Origin of the sequence: Wolbachia endosymbiont strain TRS of Brugia malayi (assembly GCF_000008385.1) — a bacterium.
GTDB lineage: Bacteria > Pseudomonadota > Alphaproteobacteria > Rickettsiales > Anaplasmataceae > Wolbachia.
In genome coordinates this window covers 852,231-876,168 of sequence record NC_006833.1, presented here as the reverse complement: position 1 = coordinate 876,168, position 23,938 = coordinate 852,231, and the positions used below count along the sequence as shown (strand labels likewise).

Here is a 23,938-nt window from a genome sequence, read left to right as displayed (position 1 = left end):
TAATACGATAAATGATAGAAAGTTAAGTTAACTCCAGATTTTTCCTGTACTAATAGTGTTAGGATTAATTTTATCGGTACTTTTGTAGCATATGATAGTGCGATTGCACTTGGAATTGCTACTATTTCAATGTTGGCTTTTTTTCAAAGGTTTTTCATCAATAACCCTAATGGAGCAAGAGTGATAGGATTTCTTGGTCATTATATGGGAACTTACTTTACAGAAAAAATAAAAGTGAATAATGCAAAACGGCAGTCCAGTAGAGATTTCAGTAATGATTGTTTGAAGAGTGAGCAGTTTTGCAAAAGCATATTATAATGTTAATAATTATTATGACTTTGTTTTTATACAGAGTGACTCAATAATTAGAGAGTTGGCAAGCAATTATCCATATGGTGGCGAAGACGATGAGTAATCTTTACGTAAAAATTCTGATAAAATTTTAGGTGAATTGTGGTCAATGTTACAGCAAATATTAGATATTGCGGGAATTGAAATTATAGAAGCGAAGATATCTCATTTGGTATATTCATCTGAGATTGCACAAGCAATGTTAAGGTGTCAACAAGCACATGCTATTACCTCTGCAAGAAAACATATAGTGTAAAATGCAATAGGAATTATTGAAAAAATATAGCTCATTTTGAAAAAAACAAAAGCGTACAATTGAATAGAAAGCAGAAAGTCCATTGATAAGTAATTTACTGGTGCCTTGATCTCTGAGCAAGATGCACAACCAACGGTTAGTTTGGATAATAATTAATACAGTATCAATTATTCAAATACGATGCAAAATCCGCACAAAACATTTTATAATTATGTACTATATTGCAGCACACACCAATAATATCCTTTCATTATAGTACTAAGTGGAGAGATACCCTAATTCATTGTTCTTTAAACAAGGCATGCCTATTGTGCTGTAAATGGAGGGACAAAAATCAGCTTTATATCAATTGTATACAACCTGACCTTGTAATAGGAGATTTAGATAGTATAAATCCGAATTTGCGTACTAGTTTAAACACGGTATATCTGCCTGATTAAAATTATTGCGACTTTTCTAAAGCTATAGCTCACTTAAAGACAATGAAATTATTGCCATCGATAATAACAGATGTTACTGGAGAAGCAGCTGATTACATATTACAGAATATTAGCATTTTTCTAGATAAAGACAGCATCTTTTACACGCATTTGCCTCCCGTGATAGGTTACACCTTACAGAAAGGCATTACTCATTTTTCTTTGCCGCGAAATACTAAAATATCTTTACTTGGTATACCCAAAGCACAAATATCAACTAAAGGATTAAGATGGGAGCTGCATCTTAGTGACCATACCTTTCCAGGAAAGAATTCTTGCTTTAATCTTAGTTTGAATAGCAAGGATATCTGTAGAAGTTCTCAGTGGTGTATATTGGCAATGGTTTATTTAGAAGTGATAGATGATGCTGGTATATGTTAAATGAGGAGGTGAAAGTTAGAGAATTCAATAACTACAATCCCTTACTATCACGGACATGCACATTACAATGTACTGGTGGTTTCTAACTTTCCAGGAGACTGTCTACTTTTAGCTAGTCTTCTAAGCTATATTCTATTTTTATTCAAGAGTGACAGTATCTTTGATTACCATTACCTCTGAGCTGTTGCTGCGATTTAGTATCATCGCATTTTTTACTCAATGATAAATACCCTGTTTATTTTTAAGTTTTGTACCGACGAACTTTTCAATAAAGCTTAAAAAAGATTCGATAATAAATATCAAGTAGGCTTTTTTTCACAGTATCATCTGATTGTAACTGCTCTTCTTCACTAATAGTGTAATGATTTTCCAACTCTCTAGGAGCAGTGAGTGATAATTTACCGTCTTTATTATTACACCATTTTTACCGTTTTGAGATTCAAGTGTGAATTCTAGTGAGCTGTTTAATTCGCATATTTTTTTACCTAGATTGTCAAATTTTACTACAGGTACTGACATATCAGATTTTACTTCTGCACTACTTGAATCAGTACAATTGATATACATTGTTTTATTCTTGCTTATATTTTCCTTTTAATCCATACTCCAGAAGTGAACCATTCAAGAATGGGCATGCTTACAGTAAATTCATACCCTGCTTGATTGTAATTAGTAACTAGCTCTTCTAAAATGAAGTTGCTTGAAACTTCTACTTAGTATATTTAAACATTTCCTTAAAAATTTCTTTTGCAATTGGACGATAATTTTCATTCCCTTTTTTCAGTAATAGGTGCTTATGACTCTGGCCTACATTATAAAATTTTTAGAACTCTTTTTTATATACGTCAGTTTTTTGATGATCAGTAATTTCGGGATTTTTGTAGTGATCATCCCATAACTCACGCAATGTGCCTTACGTAAGCTCTTTTTCAAGATCTTTAAACACTGAATCAACAAAAACTCTGCCCTGCTCAGTATCTATTTCTTTTCCACGCACGAGATTATAGATATCATTTTTACTAAAAAGTTTACTTTTATAATTCTTAGTTCCTTCTTTCAATGCAATAATAAAGTTTTTATTTATTTTTTTCTGTTGATGACAAGATTCATTCTTTGAGGATCTAAGTACATCATTTCGCTAGAATTAGCTAATTTATTGTCTTTTGTAGTCCTTAGTTTGCTAGAGTCAAACTTTTCAGCTTGGCCCTTAATGTAACCGTTGGACTTTTTTTTGCTTCTGTCATAACATTTTTCTCTGTTAACACTCTATAGTTAATTCTATTATAGAAATTGCTAATGATTTGGTAATGGTACCTGTTATGTGGACTAAGATTTTTCTTTGGTTTAATATAGATATACGGTAAAAGAAGTCTATAGTAAAAGAATCATTAGTTGAATTTAATGTAGTGAAAGTTGAAGATAAGAAAGCAGTAAAAAGCTTTTTTAAGATATTTGGTGGAGTGGCAGATACTGTAAGATCGTGGATTGGCAATATTGGTCCGGATTTAAGCAGTAGTCGCGATATCGATAGTTTAATTTTAAAGATGAACGAGTGCTTAAATCCAAAAGGGGGGGAAGTCTCGGCGCGTAAGAATACTGTATCTCTTGGTAATCTGTACTTAAGTTTATCAGAGAAAGGTAGAATAAAGTTTCTACAAACCCTGGCAGAAAAATTTAATCCAAGCAAAGCGGAAATAGATGAAAAAATAAAAGGATATAAGAAAAATCAAGATTCCGAATTGAGCTATAAATTTGAACAGGACTTAATAAGAATTCTTGAATCGCCACGTTCTAAAATATTGAAACAGTTTATCTCTTTACCAGAAGGTCTTAAGTTTATTGTTGACATGCGTTCTGATGTGCTTAAGCTAAAGAGCCAATATAGAAGTCTAAATCCGCTAGAGAACGAATTAAAAAGTATACTTTGTACTTGGGTTGATGTTGATCTATTGGATCTTCGTCAAATAACCTGGGATTCACCTGCATCATTGTTGGAAAAACTTATAAAATATGAAGCTGTGCATAAAATTTCTTCGTGGGGTGACTTAAAAAACAGGCTAGATTCTGATCATCTCTGTTTTGCTTTTTTTCATTATAAAATACCAAGTGAACCTTTAATTTTTGTAGAGGTTGCATTGATGAATGAAATAGCAAATAGTATTCAACACCTTTTAGATGAGTCAATACCTTCAAGCGATCCAAGTAATGCAAGCACTGCCATATTCTATTCAATATCAAATACCCAAGCAGGGTTGTCTGGAATCAGTCTTGGTAATTTTTTGATCAAAAGGGTTGTGGAAAAATTATCGCATGAATTTAAAAGCATAAAGGTGTACGCAACTCTTTCTCCAATACCTGGCTTTGCAAAATGGCTAAAAGAAAATTTAAACCAGGATATTACTTTGTTAAGCAAACTGAATATAAAACAATCTAGTGCAGAAATTTTAGGAAATATAGGTCAATTGAAAACTAACGTTGAATGCGAAAGTGAAGTAAAACAATGCTTGCTGAAGCTTTGTGCGCATTATTTGCTAAAGGTTAAAAACAGCAATGGCAGTGCTTATGATCCAGTGGCGCATTTTCATTTAAGTAATGGTGCATCGATAAAACAACTAAACTGGATGGCGGATACCTCTGAAAAGGGTATAGGCCAATCAGCTGGGATAATGGTGAACTATTTGTATGAATTATCTAAAATAGATAACAATCATGAGAGTTATATGGTTAATAAAGTAGTTTCTCACTCAAAAAAAGTGTCGTCTATATTAAAGGAGTAAATAAGTTTCTTAATAAACAATTGCCCTTACAACACTTAAAATGTAAAATAGTTCTACTTAAATGAGTAGAATAGCCATCAATGGACAATGTAAGGAATTTTGCAATAATAGCACATATAGATCACGGTAAATCAACACTTGCTGACCGTTTGATAGAGGAGTGTAATGGTCTTGAGGCAAGAGAAATGACCAATCAAGTGCTCGACTCGATGGATATAGAACGCGAACGTGGGATCACAATCAAAGCACAGACGGTAAGGCTAAACTATACTGCAAATGATGGTAATCGATATTGTTTAAACCTTATGGATACTCCAGGTCATGTTGACTTTTCGTATGAAGTAAGTCGAAGCTTAGCTGCATGTGAAGGTTCGCTCTTAGTAATAGATAGTAGTCAGGGGGTTGAAGCTCAAACTCTTGCGAATGTATATAAGGCAATTGACAATAATCATGAGATAATAGTTGTGCTCAACAAAGTTGACCTTCCTGCCTCAGATCCAGAAAGGGTAAAACTTCAGGTTGAAGAAATAATTGGCATTGGCTCTAGTGAGTCAATTTTAATATCGGCAAAAACTGGACTTGGAATAAGGGATGTATTGGAAGCAATAATAACAAAACTTCCAGCTCCACAGGGTAATATAAATGCTCCACTGCAGGCGATTTTAGTTGATAGTTGGTATGACCCTTACTTGGGAGTAGTAATTTTAGTACGAGTTAAAAATGGGGTGCTAAAAAAAGGCATGAAGATTGTTATGATGTCTAACAATGCTGTATATCAAGTAGACAATATCGGTATTTTTACTCCTAAAAAAGTAATGACAAGTGAACTCTCAGCAGGTGAAGTTGGTTTTATAACTGCTTCGATGAGAAAAATGGCAGACTGCAAAGTAGGGGACACTATTACCGAAGAAAAAAAACCTTGCGGTGAAGCATTGCCGGGCTTTAAAGAGATACACCCTGTGGTGTTTTGTAGTATTTTCCCTAACAAAACAGATGGCTTTAAATATTTAAGAGAGGCGCTGGAGAAGTTACATTTGAATGATACAAGTTTTACCTTCGAAGCTGAAACTTCAAATGCGCTCGGCTATGGGTTTCGTTGCGGTTTCTTGGGGATGCTACATCTTGAGGTTATCCAAGAAAGGCTCGAAAGAGAATTTGATTTGGACTTAACGGCAACTGCACCAAGTGTTATATATGAGGTTACAACGCAAAGTGGTGAAACTCTGAATATTCATAACCCAAATGATATGCCAGATTCAGTAAAGATTAAAATAGTAGAAGAGCCATGGATTACTGCAACTATAATGGTACCCGACCAATATTTAGGGGAAATTCTATCTCTATGTGATGAAAGGAGAGGAAAACAGGAGGATTTATCTTACGTTGGTAACACAATGACAGCGTTGTTGAAGTATAAGTTGCCACTGTCTGAGGTTGTTTTGGATTTTTATGATAGGTTGAAATCGATTTCTAAGGGATACGCAAGTTTGGATTGGGAAATTTCCAATTATCAGGAAAGTCAAATAGATAAATTGAGCTTTTTAGTTAATGGAGAACCTGTAGATGCATTGGCCTGTATTGTTCACAAAAGTAGATCTGAGAAAAGAGGACGTGAAATATGTGCGCGCTTGAGAGATTTAATACCACGTCAGCAATATAAAATTGCAATTCAAGCAACAGTGGGCGGTAAAATTGTTGCAAGAGAAACGATTAACCCATATAGAAAGGATGTAACAGCTAAACTCTATGGTGGAGACGTAACACGAAAAATGAAGCTTTTAGAAAAGCAAAAGAAAGGCAAGAAAAGACTATATTCTGTAGGAAACGTGGACATTCCACATAATGCTTTTATTCAAGCTTTGAAAATAGGTGATTGATGCATAGAAAGTAGGAAATTTAGTAAAATATAATGCTTAACTGCGAATTTATCTAATCTTTGTACTAACTTTACCAAAAATTCTACTATTTTAGGTACAATTGCGATATCTAAATTTAAGGTATGAGGATGAACCCTATGATTAGGAAAGTTTTTGATATCTTTTTATAATATTATTTATTTCTTTTCTTATATTGGAAATACTGATAATAAATCTGGTACCGATGATGATATAACTGCTCAAGTAATATGTAATATTATCGGCTACGTTTGGGGAATAGGTGGACCTCCTATAACCGTCAGTAATGATAGGTGCAGCTTTACTTGCGATATTTGGTAAAATACCCTGGTGGTCCTTTTTGCATTAGGTATATTTTATACTGTATTTTTTGGTGCTAAAGCTATTGTGACAAAAGTAATGGGTGATATAGGTGAAAATACTTCTTTAATGGGATGATATGGAGTGGATAAAAAGAAATAAATCCTTCTACCAATGGATTGCTTTGTATTGGAAATTTAAGGCTTATTTTTTTCTAAAACAGACCTGATGCACAGTTTCAACTATGTCTTCCACTTGCGGTAATGCTTTTTTTTCTAGATTTGCAGCATAGGGAAGGGGAATATCCTTGCCAGTTACGCGTACAACTGGGGCATCAAGGTAGTCAAATCCCTGCTCCATAACAACAGCTGAAAGCTCTGCTCCTATTCCTGCAAATGGCCAACCTTCTTCTATGCTAACTAATCTATTAGTTTTCCTGATAGAATTAATAATAGTTTCAGTATCAAGAGGTCTTAAAGTTCTTAAGTCAATAACTTCAGCTTCTATGCCTCCACCTGAAAGTAAATCTGCTGCATTTAAAGCATCCTTTAATTTCAATGAGAAAGCAGTAATAGTTACATCCTTTCCTTCCCGTATAACAGCAGCTTTACCTATCTCAAGCAGATAGTCTTTGTCCGATAGCTCAGAATCAGGAACTTCATGCTCGTGCCCATAAGCGATCTCGTTTTCTAGAAATATTACTGGATCCGGATCACGAATTGCAGCTTTGAGCAGACCCCTGCAATCGGAGGCAAAATAAGGTGCTATTACTTTTAATCCTGGTACATGCGAATACCAAGATGCAAAACATTGGGAATGTTGTGCAGCGACTCTTGCTGCAGCGCCGTTTGGTCCACGAAATACTATGGGACATCCAAGCTGTCCACCTGACATATAATTTATTTTTGCTGCGGAATTCACAATTTGATCAATAGCCTGCATGGAAAAATTAAAAGTCATAAATTCAACTATTGGCCTGAGTCCAGCAAATGCTGCTCCAACAGCAAGACCAGCAAATCCATGTTCAGTAATGGGTGTATCAACCACCCTATTTTTTCCAAACTCTTTCAGCAACCCTTTTGTTACTTTATAAGCGCCATCATACTCCGCAACTTCTTCACCCATGATAAATACATCATGATTGTTTTGCATTTCTTCTCTAATTGCTGTACATAAAGCTTCTCTTACACTCAAGGTCACCATTTATAAACTTTATAGATCTTAACCTAATAACTATATCAAAGTTACCAGGGATGAGTAAAGCAGATATTGCTACAAATTAAGCTTTATAAACACCATATTGTTGATTTTGGACAGCCACTTCTTTCAATTTAGTGGTAGGGTTGTAACATTGTGTATGTAATGCTGCCAGCTATCGAAGCAGATGTTATAGAAGTTATAATTATTAATGGGGCAAACAATCTGGAAATAACACTAAGAGATAGAACCTGCTATTGACGTAGTTATAAGGTTCATATAGATAATTCTTGAAAACAGTAGTCTTTTTTTTCTGCTTTACCCTTACTAAAATCTGTTTTACTCTTGATTTTTCCTGTAAGTATTCTACTATGTCATTGTTTTATTTGTCAGTGGCAAGATCCAAAAAGCTCTTTTCATTTTTATCTCGTGCTTCAAAATTTGCTCCTTTTTCTAAATATTTTACTTTGTCTGCATGACAATTGTTTGTAGCATGAATAAAATAATCCATCTATCTTGATCCATTGCGCTGAGTTATATTTTACCTAATTATAATATTGGTCTTTATTATCTCTACATTACTGAATATAGCAGTAATATGTAAAGAAGTCCACTCTTCTTTTTCGTGCCAATATTTGCTCTACTTTTTAATTCTGTCAGTTACTTTCGCGCTTTTTTTACAACGCTTTTGTTTTAGAATGCTGGTTTTGTTTTGCCTAATTCACTATTAAGTGTTATGTTTTTACTTCCTAGATCTCGTATTTTTTGTTTTAATAATTGATTCTCTTTCTACTCATTCTTGAGTTGAACACATGATCTTTTTAGCTGAACTTCAAGCTTCTTTATTTCCTCTTCAGAGAGAGTAAGGGAATCGTTCCGTTCTCATCTTTATACATGGATATCTGTTCTGGAGAAATATGTATTTCACTATCATCACTAATACTATTACTACGTGTATCATCATACTATTTGTAGTAAAAATCTGTAACATTTGCTGGAACAGTTACATAATTTCCGTTTACAGATGTTATCATAAATGCTTATTCTATAATAAATGATAGGTACTTCTACCTTGAAGCTTGATTTTAAATTTTTTGCTTTCTTCTGCGGCTTTGCACGATAACTTTTTTCTGCTTCCTCTAACATTTTTATTATAGTATACCTGTTTAGTACATCACCAGCCACCTCTCTTGGAACTTGATCATGAGCATCTTTTAATAAGGGTTTTACTCGATCATCACTTAGTAACGTTGCATTATCTCTATGATTACCATGCAAAGTAACGATGTGCAAATGGGTAGGTCCACACCATCTTTAGATCTGTCTTTTACTCAGATATTAACACCTACTTTCTTGTCTAGTAAAAGCTTTACCATTAGTAGATTGTTACATTCTACAGCGAGGTGTAGTAATGTCCAACCTTCTGAAATTTCCTCTGGGGTTTGTATACTAAATAAATGATTCTTATCTATGCCAAGGCAAAACTTACTATATTCTGCTTCATCTTTTTCATGTAACTCATTTCCTACTCTTTTAAGTAAATTATCCTCATTTCAAATCTTGGCTCTTGCTTGCTTTTTGTATGATTTTAAACAACTTTTCCTTTTCTATTACCATAACCCTTCCCTCTCAGTTTACTTATCATTGTTGTATAGTTTCATAGAAAGGTTAAATTTATCGAAGTTCTATATTTCATCTAAAAATTAATCATAAATACTTTCTTGTATTCCCTATCATCCCAGTAGATATCCCGCTAATAAGTAGCAGAATGACGGTTGTTGTTTAGCTGCAAATATTTAAGAAATTTACCAAACAAGAAAAAAGACAAAAGAAATCCTGCGGCAGCTATTTATTCACTATACATTTTATCAGTTGGCGTTTTTTTGGTAATGTAGACAACAATGTAAAAAACATAAGGTGCAAGATACATTAAGTTTTTTTGTCATTTAATCTGTACAGAGAAGATAAATAATTAACTCAAGTACTATAATAAGAAGGCTGGCGAAGTTTGTCAAGTAGTTTTTTGTAGCCCTCATGGTTTAGATATAAACAGCTTCTCACACACGCATTTTACTACATAATCGGTATTGATATTAAAATGCTCATAAAGCGTTTTATAAGGTGCTGATTCTCCAAAGCTTTTCATACCGATAAATATACCGTTTGAACCTATGTATTTATGCCAACCTATTTCACTTCCAGCTTCAATTGCAACTTTAATGCTGTCATTATTTAATATTGCATCTTTGTATTCATCGCTTTGCTCATCAAAAAGTCTCCAGCATGGCATAGAAACAACCCTTGTACCTATACCTTTTTCCTGCAATTTCTTTCTTGTCTCAATTGCAATCTCAACTTCAGATCCGGTTGCAAATATTGTCACTTCTAGCTTCTCTGAGTATTCACACACAACATATGCACCAGACTTTGATAGGTTGGTAGATTGATCAACATTAAAGTGGAATTTGCGCATGTAGCCCAAGTTTTGCCTTGAAAGCGCAAACAGTGCAGGTGACTCTTTTTTTTTCAATGCAATGCTAATACACTCCAGAGTTTCAATTGCATCAGTTGGCCTAAAGACATATAAGTTTGGTACAGTGCGTAAAGAAGCTAAATGCTCTATCGGCTGGTGAGTTGGGCCGTCTTCTCCTACTCCAATTGAATCATGAGTCATTACATATATAACCTGCTGTTTCATTAAAGCTGAAAGACGTATAGCAGGGCGACAATAGTCAGAAAATACCAAAAAAGTGCCACCATAAGGAAGAATTCCACCATGAAGAGCCATTCCATTCATACAAGCTGCCATAGCGTGCTCTCTCACTCCATAATGGACGTAAGAACCACTATAGTTATTATTATCTATTACTTTCATATGCTTATATTTAGTACAATTTGATCCAGTAAGATCAGCAGATCCGCCAATTAATTCCGGCATAGACTCAGTCAAAAGTTCCATTACCTTGCCAAAAGAAGACCGTGTAGCTTCATTTGGCATTGTTTCATGTATTTGTTTCTTTAAGTTAGCTAAATCATCATCAATATTATCTGGTAAGCGTTTATCTAGCCGTCTTTGAAGTTCTTTATTTTCACTGGGTTCCAGTGCTTGGCGCTGGAATGACACTGAATTGTAATTTTGTTTTGCTCTCTCAACTGTTTCCATCCAAGCATTTTTCACATCTTTTGGCACATGGAATGGCACATAATTCCAGTTTAATTTCTCCCTCATCTGTTTTACATCTTCCTCCGTAAAAGCACCGCTATGGGCTGAGGAAGCGCCAGCACGGTTTGAGAACTTTCCAATGATGGTCTTGCAGCAAATCAATGTAGGTTTGTCAGACTTTCGCGCTTGTTCTATTGCAAGGGATATAGAATTAAAATCATGGCCATCAATTTTGTTAACATTCCACCCATACGCTGAAAAACGCTTTTCTGCATCATCAGAGCAAGAGAGGTGAGTAGCACCATCTATAGAGATGTCATTATCGTCAAAAAGGGCTATCAACTTATTCAATTTTAGATGCCCAGCAAGTGATGCTGCTTCATGGCTTATTCCTTCCATGAGACAACCATCTCCTAGCATTACATAAGTGTAGTGATTAATTCCAAACTGATTTTTAAGTATCGATTCAGCAAGTGCCATGCCAACAGCGACAGCAAACCCCTGCCCTAATGGACCTGTTGTTGCTTCTACCCCAGGAGTCAAGCCAAATTCTGGATGACCTGGAGTTTTAGATGTGAGTTGCCTGAAGTTTTTCAGCTCATCTATACTAATATAACCTGTCAAATATAATATGGAGTATAACAACATTGAACCATGGCCGTTTGATAGAACGAAACGGTCTCTATTAACCCATTTAGGATCATCAGGGTTATGATTTAGGTACTGAGCAAATAGTACAGTTGCAACATCTGCCATTCCAAGTGGCATGCCTGGGTGCCCAGAGCTCGCTTTTTGTACTGCATCGATTGATAAAAAACGGATGGCACTTGCCATGGATTCTAAAGGTAAATAATTCATACGTTAATAGGAAAACTTAAAAGTGAAGTATAAGAAATTATACTGGTAAAAACAAGTTGACACCCAATGATAAAATCCTTAATAATCTAGAGTTAGATTGTGAGAGTTTTTATATGACAACTGTTATCAATAGAAAGTATAGAATCAGCCGTAGGCTTGGTATAAATTTATGGGGTAGAGCAAAAGATCCGGTAAACAGAAGGAAATATCCTCCAGGCCAGCGTGGTATTCTTGGATTTAAAAGGTTATCTGATTTTGGTAAGCAGTTTGCTGCACATAAGAAGTTTAAGTTTTACTATGCAATTTCAAGTAAGCAGCTTAGGCGTATATTTTTAGATGCTTATAACAGGAAAGGTTATACAGCTGATAATTTTATTGGCATCTTAGAATCAAGGTTAAGTTCTGTTTTATACCACTCTGGCCTCGTGCCAACAATTTATTCAGCAAAACAGCTCATATCTCATAAACATGTTACAGTTAATGATAAGATTGTTAATATACCAAGTTATCGAGTAAAACCAGGTGATATAGTAAAAATAAGAGAAAGGGCAGCAAAAATCCCTGTAATAGTAGAAGCTGTACAAAAACAAGAGCGCAAGGCTCCGGATTACTTAGAAGCAGACAGTAAAGAGTATTCAGTAAAGTATTTAAGAATACCTCAATATTCCGAGGTTCCTTACTCAGCAGACATGGAAGTTAATTTAGTAGTAGAGTTCTACTCTAGATGAATAAAAAGAGCCCGTGTGGCGGAATCGGTAGACGCAGCGGACTTAAAATCCGTGGGTCTTGCGACCTTGGGAGTTCAAGTCTCCCCATGGGCACCAATTTAATTATCGGAAGACACAAAAAATATGAAATGGCTTGATATAGAGAACATCGCAGAAGCTTTGGAAGAAAAATTTCCAGGTGAGGATATAGTTAACATTAGATTTACCAAACTTAAGGAAAAGGTCTTAAATTTAGAGGGGTTTAGTGATGATGAAAAGCGTTGTAATGAAAAAATACTCGAAGCCATTCAAGCAGCTTGGATTGAGGAAAGGTCTTAACAATAAGAAATAGCTACCACTATTAAGCAGTATAATGTGTCATCCAAGTAGCTCACAGAAATACAAAAAGCTACTTGACAAGCTTTACCAGCCTTATCCTAGCAGTGGGGTTATTTTATATAACTTCCCAATTTGTGCAGATTAAAATGATAAGAAGATCTTGTATTTGGCGTATTATTATTTAATTTTTCGCACTATATACACCGTATGTCTTTACAAAATTTCTAAATTCTTACCTATATAAGCTGAAGCACGCTTATGAAGCGTTTAAGACATCACCCAACATCAAATTTGAAATAAGGAGTTAGTAACTAGTTACTGTAGGGTTTTTTTGCCTTTTTTTCTATTTAAAAAATTTCTTAAATATTTGTAACTACCGTCGTTCCTTAGCGAGATCTAAAGATACTGTGGAGTATGATGAGGAATTGCCATTCCAGTGTGTTGAATCCCAATGTCGGAGCACTGGAATGACAAAAAGAGGGGAGTGGAATAAACAGCAAGAACGCTCACTAACATAGAAAATATAAACTTTCTCAAACTCATTGAGTTATGCTTTCAAAACGGTAGTACGGGATGTGAATATAATGATTACTAATATATAAAAGTCATAGCGAACAGACTTGAAGCGGCAGGCACTGGTGCAGTGAGACGAATAATATTTAGTATGCCTTCACGCTCGAAGAAGCCCATATGCGTAAGAGTAATAATTGTGAGCTATTCCCAGCGAAAAGCACTCGCTCGATACTAGGTGCGTAATGTAGTCTGATTGGTATAAAAAGCTATTTCTAGAAGTAGAACTATCCATAGAACAAAATACTAAGTATAAATTTCAAACAGTGCGGAGAGAATACAAAATTGCAACGTCTGTTGGGGGAACATTAACCAGCAAAGAAGGTGATTTTATTATTGTCAACGACCAACTGAGTTCCGCTCAAGCTTTAAGCGAAACGCTTAGAAAGCGTGCCACAAGCTGGTTTGATCAGACTTTAGTAACTAGGCTCAACAATAGAAAAAAGGAATAATTGTGCTTGTGATGCATAGGCTACATCAGGAAGATTTAGCCTGACACCTTCTCTCCAAACCGAAAAATATGTTGCATTAAATTTGTTTGCCAACAATAGCTAAAAATAAGGAGTCTATCTATTCAATTGAAAAGCCAATGTCTCCTTCTCTTATTCCTGTAATCAGAGTAACTACAAATAATTACAAGAGCTGAATTACAGCATCAAGTGCTAAAATAACGCCATCGTAATATTACCCTCGAGGGAAGAAGGTCAGTTGCTATATCTTCTAGATGGAGGAAAAGAAGAGATTGAAACGATAAAAATTGACTTGGGAATTACGCTTTTGCTGTACAATATCAACAAAAACCCTCTGTCGCTTTTAAGTGATATAATTAAACAAGAGTGGGCTGGAAGCGCTATAGAAGTTTTCTTGATGATCTCTTTGCCTATAGCTTAAAGCTAGAATACTGCAGTTTTAATAGGCGACGCTAGCAACTTTAGCGTCCGCACTACCTGGGCAAAAGTAGGTAAAAAATTCTATTTACTTGATGTATAACGTGCAAAATTTGAATATCCAAAACTTAGTTTTGTCCTTAGCAGAAAGATGGATGCCACATGCAATTTTGATTGAAGCAGAAACAAGTGGTCAACAATTAGTACAAGATCTGAAGGTAAGCAGTGATTTAGCCATTGTCGAAATAATGCCACATAATGATAAGCTCACTTGATTTCATTAAATTAGTTCCTACTATAGAGTCTGGCAAGGTTTTTCTACTGCATCAAGCAGTATGGCTAGAAGATTTTGAGTATGAGATTTTAATGTTTCCAGGAATCCGTCATGATGACCAAGTGGACAGCACCATACAATACCTGCACAGTGAATAAGAAAAACTAACACCAATACCTTCAGAATCAGGGGTTGTGCCTATAATGCTTACTCATGAAACAATAGCTTCAAAGAAGACTTAGTATAAAATTATTAATAAATTACTTATAAAAATAAATCTTATGGAAAGCAGAGCTAAAGTTTGGTCATTTGGCTGATCAGTAACTTGGTTGTTATATTTAGCAATATGCAGGTAATCTACGCCTTTATAAGCGTAGATCTTGAAAAAGAACTTGAACTTACAATTATATAAGTTGCATTAGTTAACTCAGCATGTAATTGGACTTTTGCTATCTTACAATCTTTTAGAGGGGCAATGTTTGATGTTTTTTCCAGTGAAAAAGTTTATTCTTTCTTTGATTATTAATCATGTTCCTTGGGTTTTTTTATTCTTGTTAATAGTAACGATCTTGCCCATTTAATTCTACCTTAAGTGTTGATTGCAATCGAAGCTTCGTTTAGTTTTGTTGGGCTGTTCACATAAGTAGCATATATTTTCCCATTGTCCAGTTTTGACTGATGTTCTCATTAGTGCAAACAATTTCGAGCCTTTCTGCATTTGGTAATTCAAGTGGTGTCCTCTAGCCCGCCTGCCGAAGGTGCATATTGGAAGAACATGATTGTAAGTATAGTACTATTTAGTGTGTTAATATTTGCACTTGTGTTTTTTCATCCAGACACGTTTTTGGAAAGTAGTTCAAAAAAACACATAATAAAAAGTTCTATAAAGACAGTAATATGTTCTGCATTAACAGTGCTAAGATCAAGAGATACCTGGATAATCTCAATAGTGGGTGCTATTTTTTGGAATATTTTTAGCACTTAATACCTTGTGGGCTCTAAAGCTACTTAGCAACTTAGAGCTTGGTGCAACGTAATCAGGTGCAGCTACTGCAATATATAGCTTGGTCTTGCAGTTGGTACTCCAATTGCAGATAAAATCTCAAATCTACTCAAAAACAGGAAGCATGTAATCTCTACTTTTGCTCTTTTGCAAGACGCTTCAGTTGTCTACTATGCAGCTACTTAACTGTTCATGTTGTATACTTTTGCATGTTAATATTCGATTTAGCTGAGGAGGACATATGCTTAATTTTACTGTTGGTAGTGAAATTGTGAAACGAAAATACATCAGTGCATCATCATCCATTATTAATGGATTTATGTTTTATCGTGAGCGGAATTATAGCATCAACGTTAGTACTTTTTACAGATCATAAAATGGCACTTTTCGCAGTATTTGCAATGTTAGCGGCCGTTAGCGTTTTAAATTGTATTATAGAAGAAATGTATTCTAAAAAATAAGATAGCTGAATCTTGAGTCGATTGTTATATTATATTCACATACTGTAATACTTACTAAATTATGGATTACGTTACAACAAAGGATATAACAGTAACTAAGGCAACAATAGCTGAAGATATAAACCAAGAAATTGGGTTATCAAAAGAAGACTCTGCTGCAATAATAGACGATATATTGGATGAGATAAAAGCAAGCTTGGTAAAGGATGGCATAGTAAAAATATCGTCATTTGGAACATTCTTGATTAAAAAAAAGAAAGAAAGGCCAGGAAACGTACCAAATACATCAAAAAAAGTAGTAATTCAGGCAAGAAATTCAGTCTCTTTTAGACCTTCAAAAGTGATAAAAAAGTTAATAAACAACCAATGAACAAGGAGAAATTATTTTATACAATTGGGGAAGTAGCTGAAGAGCTGCATTTAGAGCAGCACGTTTTGAGATTCTGGGAGAGTCAATTTCGTCAAATTAAACCCATAAAACGTAAGGGAAGAAGGCTATATGATCATAAGTGTATAGAAGTCATAAAGAAGATAAAATACATGCTATATGATAAAGGATATACAATAAAAGGAGTGCAAAAAGAATTTGATAATAATATAAAAAGCAGTTGTAATTTTGGTAATCTATTACCACAACTTATCGACTTAAGAGATTATCTAATCAACAAAATAAATAGTGAGAAAAGTAATGAACAATTATAAGTATGACATAAATATATTTAACATATGTAGCTAAAAAGTTAACTAAAAAAGTGTGGGCTCACGTTAAAGAATGGTTAAAAAGAGTACCCGTATCAGTTACATAGGTAGTATGGAAATTTAAGTAATACATACCCTTGCGGTTAAGAAAAAATCAATATATTCACAGTAGATTAAGCTTATATCTGTGTTTTATATGTGAATATTGGAATGAGAATTTATGCAGGTAGAGAAAGAAGAATAGCAAATATAGTGACTCAGTACTGGAGTGAGATAAAAGGACCAGATAGAGACTGGCCAGAAAGACATGAGATAGATACTACTGAAATAATGGATTCATGGCAATATTGTTATATTATTGAGGTTAATGATCAAGGTTATATCTGTGAGAATGCAGGAGAAAAGGCTGTTGAGTTCTATGGTTTTGAGAAAAACATATGCATTGATAGCAAATATGTAATTGATGCACCGTTTTTGCGATTATATAAAATAGATGCAGTTATTGATAAATTTGATACTATAGTAGATAGTAAGTGCCTAATCAATGAAGAGGAAGAAAGTGAAAGTGTTAAAATAAGGCAAGTATTGTTGCCACTTGGAAATGAAGAAAGTATAACCCATATATTGGGTGTAATTACATTTAAGCTCCTTTAATATACAGGTTGTGGTTGTATTACAACTTTAAGTTGCGTGCTATTTGATTCTTTGATATAATTATTTATTCTGCTAAAGAATTTGACGGTAATGTTTGTAAACTTATTTGAGATATGAAGAAAATGAAATTGAAAACCAAATCCTCTGTTAAAAAACGTTTTAATCTTACAGCTAAAGGTAAAGTTATTTCTGCTCAATCGGGTAAAAGGCATGGTATGGTAAAGAGGAGCAAATCTAATATTCGTAATCAGCGTGGTACTACGGTTCTTGGTAAATCTGACTCGCGCATAGTTAAGCTTTATATACCTTATGGTATTTAACAAAATGGAGGTAAGATAAAATGGCTCGGGTAAAACGTGGGGTTACTACTCACGCTCGTCATAAAAAAATATTGAATTTAGCAAAGGGTTATAGAGGGCGTGCAAAGAGTTGCTATAGAATTGCATTACAAAGGGTTGAAAAAGCATTGCAATATGCTTATAGGGACAGAAGAAATCGCAAGCGCGATTTTCGCAGTTTATGGATAATACGTATTAATGCAGCAGCGAGGGAACACGGGCTTACTTATGGTAGATTTATGCACGGTCTTGCACTTGCTGGAGTTGATTTGAATAGAAAGATTCTTGCTGAAATGGCCGTTAACTATAAAGATGATTTCACAAAATTAGCAGAAACTGTAAGTAGTAAACTAGCAGAGAATTCTTGATTTCCTTAAGTAAAAGTATTTAGCAGCATGAGAGTCATTTTTATGGGATCGCCAGAATTTGCTATCAATGCGCTAAATTCACTATTAAAGTCAAAAAATGAGGTAGTAGCAGTATATACCAAGGCTCCAAAGCCTTCAGGACGTGGACAAAAGCTAACAAAATCTCCAGTGCATATCATTGCTGAAGAAAGTGGTATAGAGGTATGCACTCCTACTTCTCTAAAACCTTTGGTAGAGCAAGAAAAATTTAAAAAATTTAAACCAGATGTTGCAGTTGTTGCTGCTTATGGACTGATTCTTCCAAAAGAAATTCTGAATATTCTAAAGTATAGTTGTATTAATATTCACCCTTCACTGCTGCCTAGATGGCGTGGAGCAGCTCCCATACAGCACACGATTTTAGCGGGAGACCGAAAAACTGGAATTAGTATTATGCAATTGGATGGGGGGCTGGATTCTGGTCCCATTTTAAAACAGAAAAAATTTCTAGTTGAAAAAAATGACAATTATAAAACGTTACATGACAAATTGTCTAAGCTAGGTAGTAACTTACTGATGGAAGTGATAGATGAAATTGAAAAACACCCTCCTCTAGAACAAAGTGATGATGGCGCGTGCTACGCTGATAAGATCGAAGACTATAAAATTTATGCAAGTGACATTTGTGAAGTTGCTTATAGAAAAGTTAAAGCGTTTTACCCTAAGGCATTTGTCAAGATAGAGCATAAGCGTGTAAGAATACTCGATGCTGACTTTGAAGTAGATGCTTCTTTAACTTCAGGACAAGGTAAAATTATTAATGATAATATGCACATAAGTTTGAAAAGTGGCACTTTAATTCCTAAAATTGTGCAAATGGAGGGAAGGAATTCTTGCAATATTAAGGATTTCGTTCGTGGCTTAAAATTTAGTATGGTAAAAAAGTTTATAGAATAGAGCCTTGCATAGCTGTGGTAAAAAAACACAAGCAGACAATGCAGCCTACTTAATTAACATACACAAAATAAACATAAAGATAAGCTATACCTGTTGTTCTTGTGGTGAAACAAGTTTTTCGATGCCACTAACAATAAAATTAGTTGTATTTTTAGCTATTTCATCGAGTTTGTCGTTTATGCTTTTACCTATTTCTTTATCTTCAGCATACTTATAATCCTTAGCATACTCATATATGGCTAAAGTAACTACAGCTGCACATATTACAGCTATACCAGTTTTTGCTATGATAAGCAGTGATAGCCCACCTGTAAATATAGATACTAATCCAACGGCTAGGTTTATAATCCTGCTTTGTGTTGTTTGTGATGTTAGTTGGTTTGGATCTGCCTGTTTATCCTCTAAAACATTCGATATTGTTTTTGAGGCAATTTTTATCGCTATTGCTACAACTAAGACCATGACTAGCCCTATAGTCATTTTTGCTAGAAGAATAATTGAGGGTAACATCATCATAAACAATAGCAAGCCAGTTCCTATAATTAGCCACTTCTGATTTATTTTTTTAAGTTGTCCTCCATTAACAAACATTGTAACCCTCCACTTTACTTGATAATTTATTTATGTTTAATACGAAATGTGAAAGCAGTCAATGATATATTTAAAAGGGTGTATAAAATTTTTTTTCTGTTATTCTCTATATAATTTATATGGCTAAGTTTAAAATTTTAGAAAGAATTATATATTATTTGAAATTCCTATATATTGTTTTAAATCAGTTAGAGAGAATTGAGTGCAAGACACAGTTCTAGTTTTACAAGATGGCAAGTGCTTTTTGGGAAAGTCGATAGGTAAGAAAGGCAAATGCATAGGTGAGATCTGTTTTACTACTGGTATTACTGGTTATCAGCATACTATAACTGATCCTTCTTTTGCTGATCAAATCATAATGTTTACTTTTCCTCATGTTGGCAATGTTGGAATAAACGATAAAGATAATGAAGGAAAGAAAATTTTTGCAAGTGGTGTAATTATGCGCGAACTTTCTCCTGCGTCTCATCCTTCTTCATATGTGAGTTTAAGCGATTGGTTAGAAAAAAGTAACTTGGTTGGAATATCAGGAGTTGACACTAGAGCCTTGACTAGGCATTTGAGAAAACATGGACCTCAAAACGGAATAATATGCCCATTAATCCACTCTAATGTCACCACGGTTTGTAACACTTGTACCTATGATGATCAAGCTATTTTGGTGATAAAAGGTCTATTAGATGAATTAAAGAAACATAAACCTGTAAATGGAATAGAAATAACCGATAGGGTCAGTTTAAATAACAATTTTAAAAGTGACCTTAATGCAAAATATAAAGTTGCGGTGGTTGATTTTGGTATAAAGGCTAGTATAGTTTCACGCTTAATAGAACTTGATTGTGCAATTGAGTTAATTAAGCCAGATAGAGGTTTTGCTCAGAAAATATTAAGTATGTGTCCAGATGGTATAGTGCTCTCGAATGGTCCAGGCGATCCGCAAGAAATAGGAAAGAGTGTGACTCCAGAGATAGATGTTATTGTAAAATCTAAAATACCAATTCTTGGCATATGCATGGGTCATCAATTACTAGCGATTACTTTGGGGGCAAAAACTATCAAGATGAACGTTGGTCACCGAGGAAGTAATCATCCGGTTTATAACGTAAGTAGCGATAAAGTTGAGATCACTAGCCAAAATCATGGCTTTGTTTTTGATCCATCATCTCTACCAAATAACGTTGAGGTTACTCATATTTCTATGTTCGATAATAGTATAGAGGGAATAATGGCAAAGGATTACCCAGTTTTTTCTGTACAGTACCATCCAGAGGAAGCGCCAGGTACGCACGATTCACATTACTTATTTAGGCGTTTTATTGACAATATTGCGTTATATAAAGTGAAATCTGCGTGATTGTAATCAGGCAAGGTTTTATTGCTTGATTTTTTGGTTTTAGGTATTTAATATTAAGTGCAATAAAAGCTTAAGTTAGAATACTGGAATAGTGCTCTCTTAACAAATTCTTTTGGAGGAGTGACCGAGTGGTTAAAGGTAACAGACTGTAAATCTGTCCGCGTTGCGTACGTAGGTTCGAATCCTACCTCCTCCATTGTGCGGGTATAGCTTAATTGGTAGAGCTCTAGCCTTCCAAGCTAGTGGAGTGGGTTCGAACCCCACTATCCGCTCTTTTTTTTTTTGTATTTTTATAAAATCAATATATTATTTATTGATGTATTTGTATTTTAGGTAGAAAAGTTTTAATTATGGTACAAGTAGTGGAAGCATTTGGGAAGCCGCATGTCAATGTAGGAACGATAGGACATGTGGACCATGGGAAGACAACATTGACAGCAGCAATAACAAAGCATTATGGAAATTTTGTAGCGTATGATCAAATAGATAAGGCACCAGAAGAGAGGAAAAGAGGAATAACGATTGCAACAGCACATGTTGAATATCAAACGGAGAAGAGACATTATGCACATGTTGATTGTCCTGGGCACGCTGACTATGTGAAGAACATGATAGTAGGTGCAGCGCAGATGGATGCGGCGATATTGGTAGTATCGGGAGTTGATGGACCTATGCCGCAGACGAGAGAGCACATATTACTCGCGAAGCAAGTTGGTGTTGGGTATATTGTAGTATATATAAATAAAGCTGATGTATCCGATCCTGATATGATAGGTTTGGTAGAAATGGAAGTGAGAGAATTGCTGAGTAAATATGGGTTTCCAGGTGATGAAGTTCCAGTGGTAATTGGATCTGCATTGAAAGCGCTGGAGGATGATGACGGTGAATATGGGAAGAAGTCAATAGACAAATTGATGGAGAGGTTGGATGACTATGTAGAAGTGCCACCAAGATCTGTAGATTTACCGTTCCTATTGCCGATTGAAGATGTATTTTCGATATCGGGACGTGGAACGGTAGTAACAGGAAGAATAGAAAAAGGGGAGATAAAGATAGGTGATGAGATAGAGATAATAGGTCTGAAAGCTACACAGAAGACAACATGCACTGGTGTGGAAATGTTTAAGAAATTGCTAGAAAAAGGAAGTGCAGGGTTAAATGTGGGGATATTGCTAAGAGGGACGAAGAGGGAAGAAGTAGAGAGGGGACAAGTATTAGCAAAACCAGGAACAATAACGCCGCACAGGAAGTTCAAGGCAGAAGTTTACATATTAAAGAAAGAAGAGGGAGGAAGGCATACACCATTTTTTGCGAATTATCAGCCACAATTTTATTTAAGGACGACAGATGTGACGGGAAGTATAAAATTGCTAGAAGGGAAAGAGATGGTAATGCCTGGAGATAATGTAAGTATAGAGGTAGAATTGCAAGTACCGATAGCGATGGATAAGGGATTGCGCTTTGCAATAAGAGAAGGAGGTAGAACTGTTGGTTCTGGTGTTGTTTCTGAAATTTTGGAGTAAAAGAGTTTGAGTCATAGGAGTGTAGCTCAATTGGTAGAGCGCTGGTCTCCAAAACCAGAGGTTGTAGGTTCAATTCCTATCACTCCTGCATTAATATTGTGGTAGAAATGTTAAAAAATTTGAGTGTCTTTTTTTGTAACATAAAGCAGGAAATACGAAGAATTGCTTGGGTGAGGAAGCAAGAAGTGTTGTCATCTCTATTTGTTGTAGCAATTGTTATATTATGCTTTTCGGTTTTCTTTTGCTTTGTAGATTTTATGTCTCTTTATGCGATTAAGACTTTATTTGGAATTGTCTATGGCATATGAACATAAATGGTACATCATTAAAGTTAATTATGGGCACGAGAGGAATATACTTGAATTAGTAAGCAATGCTGTCTATTTTAAGGAGGTATTTATTCCTTATCAGACAGTATGTAACTCGAAGTCTGATATAAAAGAAGTATGTGAAGTGTATGTATGTATGTATCTATGTGATGAGAGTAGAGATATTTTAAGCAAAACGCTTGGATTTCACAGTGGTGATTCCAGTAATTTTAAAATAGTTTTAGATGAAGAGGTGAATTTAAAGCGCAAGGAATTCAATAAATATAAATGGTATATTTTAAGGGTTGCTTCCAATTATGAAGAAAAAGTGTGTCAACACGTACTGGAAAATTCTATGAGATTAGGGGTTAATGATTATTTTAAGGAAGTTTTCATTCCATATGAGGAACTAAGTGAAGTGGAACTAAGATCTAAAAAAGCTGCTATGCGAAGAAAGTGTTTTCCTGGTTATGTTTTTTTATATGTGGATTTGTGTGATGAAGTACTAAATTTTGTGAATAATATACCAAAGTCTCTTAAAGTCTATGGGTTCTTAAAAAATGGTAGTGTTCCAAAAGTGATTTCAGATGACGAGATTTACTCAATGTGCAATGCGCTTTACAATGCTCAAGAAACGAAAAAATTAAGCCATGGTTATGAAAAAGGTGAAAAGGTAAAAATTAATGATGGTCTTTTTCAGAATTTTACTGGTAAGGTAGATATGATTAATGATGAAAAGAAAATTATTAATATAGAAGTGTCAATTCTAGGGAAGCCAACAATAATAGAGCTTGATCTAGCTCAAGTAGAGAAAATAGAGGATTAATTATGAGTGTTGTAATTGCCAAGATTAATTTACTGATGGAAGCGGGAAAGGCAGTTCCTGGGCCAAAGATTGCTTCAGTACTTGGTCCGCGCGGCATACCTGTTCCTAAATTCTGCGAGGCTTTCAACAAAGTGACTAGCACAGCTAATGCCAATTATAAAGTGGGTGATTTAGTAACGGTGCGGATTTCCATAAAGGATGACCGCTCTCACGATTTTACTGTCAGTGGCCCACCTGTGGCTTACTTGCTTAAGCAAGAAGCTAAATTGAGCAAAAGTTCTAGCAACCCTGGTAAAGAATTGGTAGCTAAATTGCCTATGTCTGCTATAATTAAGATAGCAAGATATAAGATGGTTGACATGAAAGTGGATAATGAAGATTCAGCAGTGAAAATGGTTATAGGCACTGCTAAATCTATGGGTATAGAAGTTATAGAAGGTTAG

The 23,938-nt window shown here is 34.9% G+C and carries 26 protein-coding genes, 4 tRNA genes and 2 pseudogenes; 24 read left to right on the top strand and 8 right to left on the bottom strand.

All coding sequences use genetic code 11. The annotated features are described in order from the left end of the window. Positions 1-37 precede the first annotated feature (37 nt). Positions 38-763: pseudogene (locus WBM_RS06875) on the top strand (SPFH domain-containing protein). 326 nt (positions 764-1,089) lie between these two features. Beyond that, positions 1,090-1,467 carry a hypothetical protein gene (locus WBM_RS06580; protein WP_225416110.1) on the top strand — a complete coding sequence of 126 codons (378 nt, stop codon included), beginning with the start codon at positions 1,090-1,092 and terminating at the stop codon, positions 1,465-1,467. A 315-nt stretch (positions 1,468-1,782) separates the two neighbouring features. Here the strand turns inward: WBM_RS06580 and WBM_RS05560 are convergent, their stop codons facing one another. Together WBM_RS05560 and WBM_RS05835 are read right to left on the bottom strand one after the other, a co-directional pair. Next, entirely contained in the window at positions 1,783-2,034 is a 252-nt protein-coding gene (locus WBM_RS05560) for a hypothetical protein (RefSeq protein ID WP_041571495.1), read from the bottom strand. A 346-nt stretch (positions 2,035-2,380) separates the two neighbouring features. Further along, positions 2,381-2,527, bottom strand: coding sequence for a hypothetical protein (locus WBM_RS05835; protein WP_158676305.1), 147 nt, complete (start codon positions 2,525-2,527; stop codon positions 2,381-2,383). 313 nt (positions 2,528-2,840) lie between these two features. Between WBM_RS05835 and WBM_RS04050 the strand changes: the two genes are divergently transcribed. Continuing rightward, a complete protein-coding gene (locus tag WBM_RS04050; RefSeq protein WP_041571494.1) occupies positions 2,841-4,244 on the top strand; it encodes a malonyl-CoA decarboxylase in 1,404 nt (467 codons plus the stop codon). A gap of 80 nt (positions 4,245-4,324) precedes the next feature. After that, positions 4,325-6,121 (top strand): translation elongation factor 4, encoded by a 1,797-nt coding sequence (gene lepA, locus WBM_RS04045; RefSeq protein WP_011256865.1) that lies wholly within the window; start codon positions 4,325-4,327, stop codon positions 6,119-6,121. 522 nt (positions 6,122-6,643) lie between these two features. Here the strand turns inward: lepA and WBM_RS04035 are convergent. From WBM_RS04035 to tkt, 5 genes are all read right to left on the bottom strand, one after another. Beyond that, positions 6,644-7,642 carry a pyruvate dehydrogenase complex E1 component subunit beta gene (locus WBM_RS04035; RefSeq protein ID WP_011256864.1) on the bottom strand — a complete coding sequence of 333 codons (999 nt, stop codon included), beginning with the start codon at positions 7,640-7,642 and terminating at the stop codon, positions 6,644-6,646. Between the two features lie 376 nt (positions 7,643-8,018). Continuing rightward, positions 8,019-8,147: a hypothetical protein gene (locus WBM_RS06770; protein ID WP_255324085.1), complete on the bottom strand. Its 129-nt coding sequence runs from the start codon at positions 8,145-8,147 to the stop codon at positions 8,019-8,021. A 449-nt stretch (positions 8,148-8,596) separates the two neighbouring features. Then, positions 8,597-8,929: a hypothetical protein gene (locus tag WBM_RS04030; protein ID WP_011256863.1), complete on the bottom strand. Its 333-nt coding sequence runs from the start codon at positions 8,927-8,929 to the stop codon at positions 8,597-8,599. Positions 8,930-8,967: 38 nt separating this feature from the next. Beyond that, entirely contained in the window at positions 8,968-9,066 is a 99-nt protein-coding gene (locus WBM_RS06985; RefSeq protein ID WP_225416141.1) for an ankyrin repeat domain-containing protein, read from the bottom strand. 602 nt (positions 9,067-9,668) lie between these two features. After that, the gene (tkt, locus tag WBM_RS04025; protein WP_041571492.1) at positions 9,669-11,657 is read right to left on the bottom strand and encodes a transketolase; all 1,989 of its coding nucleotides are present in this window, start codon (positions 11,655-11,657) and stop codon (positions 9,669-9,671) included. A gap of 113 nt (positions 11,658-11,770) precedes the next feature. Between tkt and rpsD the strand changes: the two genes are divergently transcribed. From rpsD to fmt, 12 genes and pseudogenes are all read left to right on the top strand, one after another. After that, positions 11,771-12,385 carry a 30S ribosomal protein S4 gene (rpsD, locus tag WBM_RS04020; RefSeq protein WP_011256861.1) on the top strand — a complete coding sequence of 205 codons (615 nt, stop codon included), beginning with the start codon at positions 11,771-11,773 and terminating at the stop codon, positions 12,383-12,385. Between the two features lie 9 nt (positions 12,386-12,394). Next, positions 12,395-12,481: transfer RNA gene (locus tag WBM_RS04015), tRNA-Leu, on the top strand. 27 nt (positions 12,482-12,508) lie between these two features. Continuing rightward, the gene (gene iscX, locus WBM_RS04010; RefSeq protein WP_011256860.1) at positions 12,509-12,703 is read left to right on the top strand and encodes a Fe-S cluster assembly protein IscX; all 195 of its coding nucleotides are present in this window, start codon (positions 12,509-12,511) and stop codon (positions 12,701-12,703) included. A 523-nt stretch (positions 12,704-13,226) separates the two neighbouring features. Further along, positions 13,227-14,592: pseudogene (gene terL, locus WBM_RS06870) on the top strand (phage terminase large subunit). A gap of 575 nt (positions 14,593-15,167) precedes the next feature. Next, complete coding sequence (locus tag WBM_RS06550) at positions 15,168-15,419, top strand: hypothetical protein (RefSeq protein WP_225416109.1); 252 nt, start codon at positions 15,168-15,170, stop codon at positions 15,417-15,419. A 259-nt stretch (positions 15,420-15,678) separates the two neighbouring features. Further along, entirely contained in the window at positions 15,679-15,813 is a 135-nt protein-coding gene (locus WBM_RS06765) for a hypothetical protein (RefSeq protein ID WP_255324084.1), read from the top strand. A gap of 146 nt (positions 15,814-15,959) precedes the next feature. Continuing rightward, on the top strand, positions 15,960-16,268 hold the full coding sequence (locus WBM_RS03985; RefSeq protein ID WP_011256859.1) for an integration host factor subunit alpha: 309 nt from the start codon (positions 15,960-15,962) through the stop codon (positions 16,266-16,268). Beyond that, positions 16,265-16,600: a MerR family transcriptional regulator gene (locus WBM_RS03980; RefSeq protein WP_011256858.1), complete on the top strand. Its 336-nt coding sequence runs from the start codon at positions 16,265-16,267 to the stop codon at positions 16,598-16,600. Before WBM_RS03985 ends, WBM_RS03980 begins: the two co-directional genes overlap by 4 nt. Positions 16,601-16,807: 207 nt before the next feature. Then, positions 16,808-17,251: a PAS domain-containing protein gene (locus WBM_RS03975; protein WP_041571588.1), complete on the top strand. Its 444-nt coding sequence runs from the start codon at positions 16,808-16,810 to the stop codon at positions 17,249-17,251. Positions 17,252-17,364: 113 nt separating this feature from the next. Continuing rightward, the gene (gene rpmI, locus WBM_RS03970) at positions 17,365-17,571 is read left to right on the top strand and encodes a 50S ribosomal protein L35 (RefSeq protein WP_041571491.1); all 207 of its coding nucleotides are present in this window, start codon (positions 17,365-17,367) and stop codon (positions 17,569-17,571) included. A 20-nt stretch (positions 17,572-17,591) separates the two neighbouring features. Further along, positions 17,592-17,957, top strand: a complete 366-nt coding sequence (gene rplT / locus WBM_RS03965; RefSeq protein WP_011256855.1) for a 50S ribosomal protein L20 — start codon at positions 17,592-17,594, stop codon at positions 17,955-17,957. Positions 17,958-17,984: 27 nt separating this feature from the next. After that, positions 17,985-18,893: a methionyl-tRNA formyltransferase gene (fmt, locus tag WBM_RS03960; protein ID WP_041571490.1), complete on the top strand. Its 909-nt coding sequence runs from the start codon at positions 17,985-17,987 to the stop codon at positions 18,891-18,893. A gap of 84 nt (positions 18,894-18,977) precedes the next feature. On the opposite strand, the gene WBM_RS03955 is transcribed toward fmt, so the two are convergent. After that, positions 18,978-19,484, bottom strand: a complete 507-nt coding sequence (locus WBM_RS03955; RefSeq protein ID WP_011256853.1) for a hypothetical protein — start codon at positions 19,482-19,484, stop codon at positions 18,978-18,980. Between the two features lie 202 nt (positions 19,485-19,686). Here WBM_RS03955 and carA point away from each other — a divergent pair, with 202 nt between their 5' ends. The 8 genes from carA to WBM_RS03915 all read left to right on the top strand — a co-directional run bounded on the left by carA (position 19,687) and on the right by WBM_RS03915 (position 23,938). Beyond that, positions 19,687-20,838 carry a glutamine-hydrolyzing carbamoyl-phosphate synthase small subunit gene (gene carA, locus WBM_RS03950; RefSeq protein ID WP_011256852.1) on the top strand — a complete coding sequence of 384 codons (1,152 nt, stop codon included), beginning with the start codon at positions 19,687-19,689 and terminating at the stop codon, positions 20,836-20,838. Between the two features lie 114 nt (positions 20,839-20,952). Further along, a tRNA-Tyr gene (locus WBM_RS03945) sits at positions 20,953-21,034 on the top strand. A gap of 4 nt (positions 21,035-21,038) precedes the next feature. Beyond that, positions 21,039-21,110 (top strand) — tRNA-Gly (locus WBM_RS03940). A 78-nt stretch (positions 21,111-21,188) separates the two neighbouring features. Beyond that, the gene (gene tuf / locus WBM_RS03935) at positions 21,189-22,361 is read left to right on the top strand and encodes an elongation factor Tu (protein WP_011256851.1); all 1,173 of its coding nucleotides are present in this window, start codon (positions 21,189-21,191) and stop codon (positions 22,359-22,361) included. Between the two features lie 15 nt (positions 22,362-22,376). Beyond that, positions 22,377-22,449: transfer RNA gene (locus WBM_RS03930), tRNA-Trp, on the top strand. Positions 22,450-22,468: 19 nt separating this feature from the next. Further along, positions 22,469-22,669, top strand: coding sequence for a preprotein translocase subunit SecE (gene secE, locus WBM_RS03925; protein WP_225416108.1), 201 nt, complete (start codon positions 22,469-22,471; stop codon positions 22,667-22,669). Continuing rightward, positions 22,659-23,495, top strand: coding sequence for a transcription termination/antitermination protein NusG (gene nusG / locus WBM_RS03920; protein ID WP_011256850.1), 837 nt, complete (start codon positions 22,659-22,661; stop codon positions 23,493-23,495). The genes secE and nusG overlap by 11 nt, the downstream gene beginning before the upstream one ends. Positions 23,496-23,497: 2 nt before the next feature. Further along, positions 23,498-23,938 (top strand): 50S ribosomal protein L11, encoded by a 441-nt coding sequence (locus tag WBM_RS03915; protein ID WP_011256849.1) that lies wholly within the window; start codon positions 23,498-23,500, stop codon positions 23,936-23,938.

Coding starts and splice junctions, on each gene's coding strand:
- WBM_RS06580 (WP_225416110.1), top strand. CDS start 1,090: ATGAAATTATTGCCATCGATAATAACAGATGTTACTGGAGAAGCAGCT.
- WBM_RS05560 (WP_041571495.1), bottom strand. CDS start 2,034: ATGTATATCAATTGTACTGATTCAAGTAGTGCAGAAGTAAAATCTGAT.
- lepA (WP_011256865.1), top strand. CDS start 4,325: ATGGACAATGTAAGGAATTTTGCAATAATAGCACATATAGATCACGGT.
- WBM_RS04035 (WP_011256864.1), bottom strand. CDS start 7,642: ATGGTGACCTTGAGTGTAAGAGAAGCTTTATGTACAGCAATTAGAGAA.
- WBM_RS06770 (WP_255324085.1), bottom strand. CDS start 8,147: ATGGATTATTTTATTCATGCTACAAACAATTGTCATGCAGACAAAGTA.
- tkt (WP_041571492.1), bottom strand. CDS start 11,657: ATGAATTATTTACCTTTAGAATCCATGGCAAGTGCCATCCGTTTTTTA.
- rpsD (WP_011256861.1), top strand. CDS start 11,771: ATGACAACTGTTATCAATAGAAAGTATAGAATCAGCCGTAGGCTTGGT.
- iscX (WP_011256860.1), top strand. CDS start 12,509: ATGAAATGGCTTGATATAGAGAACATCGCAGAAGCTTTGGAAGAAAAA.
- WBM_RS06765 (WP_255324084.1), top strand. CDS start 15,679: ATGCTTAATTTTACTGTTGGTAGTGAAATTGTGAAACGAAAATACATC.
- WBM_RS03985 (WP_011256859.1), top strand. CDS start 15,960: ATGGATTACGTTACAACAAAGGATATAACAGTAACTAAGGCAACAATA.
- WBM_RS03980 (WP_011256858.1), top strand. CDS start 16,265: ATGAACAAGGAGAAATTATTTTATACAATTGGGGAAGTAGCTGAAGAG.
- WBM_RS03975 (WP_041571588.1), top strand. CDS start 16,808: ATGAGAATTTATGCAGGTAGAGAAAGAAGAATAGCAAATATAGTGACT.
- rpmI (WP_041571491.1), top strand. CDS start 17,365: ATGAAGAAAATGAAATTGAAAACCAAATCCTCTGTTAAAAAACGTTTT.
- rplT (WP_011256855.1), top strand. CDS start 17,592: ATGGCTCGGGTAAAACGTGGGGTTACTACTCACGCTCGTCATAAAAAA.
- fmt (WP_041571490.1), top strand. CDS start 17,985: ATGAGAGTCATTTTTATGGGATCGCCAGAATTTGCTATCAATGCGCTA.
- WBM_RS03955 (WP_011256853.1), bottom strand. CDS start 19,484: ATGTTTGTTAATGGAGGACAACTTAAAAAAATAAATCAGAAGTGGCTA.
- tuf (WP_011256851.1), top strand. CDS start 21,189: ATGGTACAAGTAGTGGAAGCATTTGGGAAGCCGCATGTCAATGTAGGA.
- secE (WP_225416108.1), top strand. CDS start 22,469: ATGTTAAAAAATTTGAGTGTCTTTTTTTGTAACATAAAGCAGGAAATA.
- nusG (WP_011256850.1), top strand. CDS start 22,659: ATGGCATATGAACATAAATGGTACATCATTAAAGTTAATTATGGGCAC.
- WBM_RS03915 (WP_011256849.1), top strand. CDS start 23,498: ATGAGTGTTGTAATTGCCAAGATTAATTTACTGATGGAAGCGGGAAAG.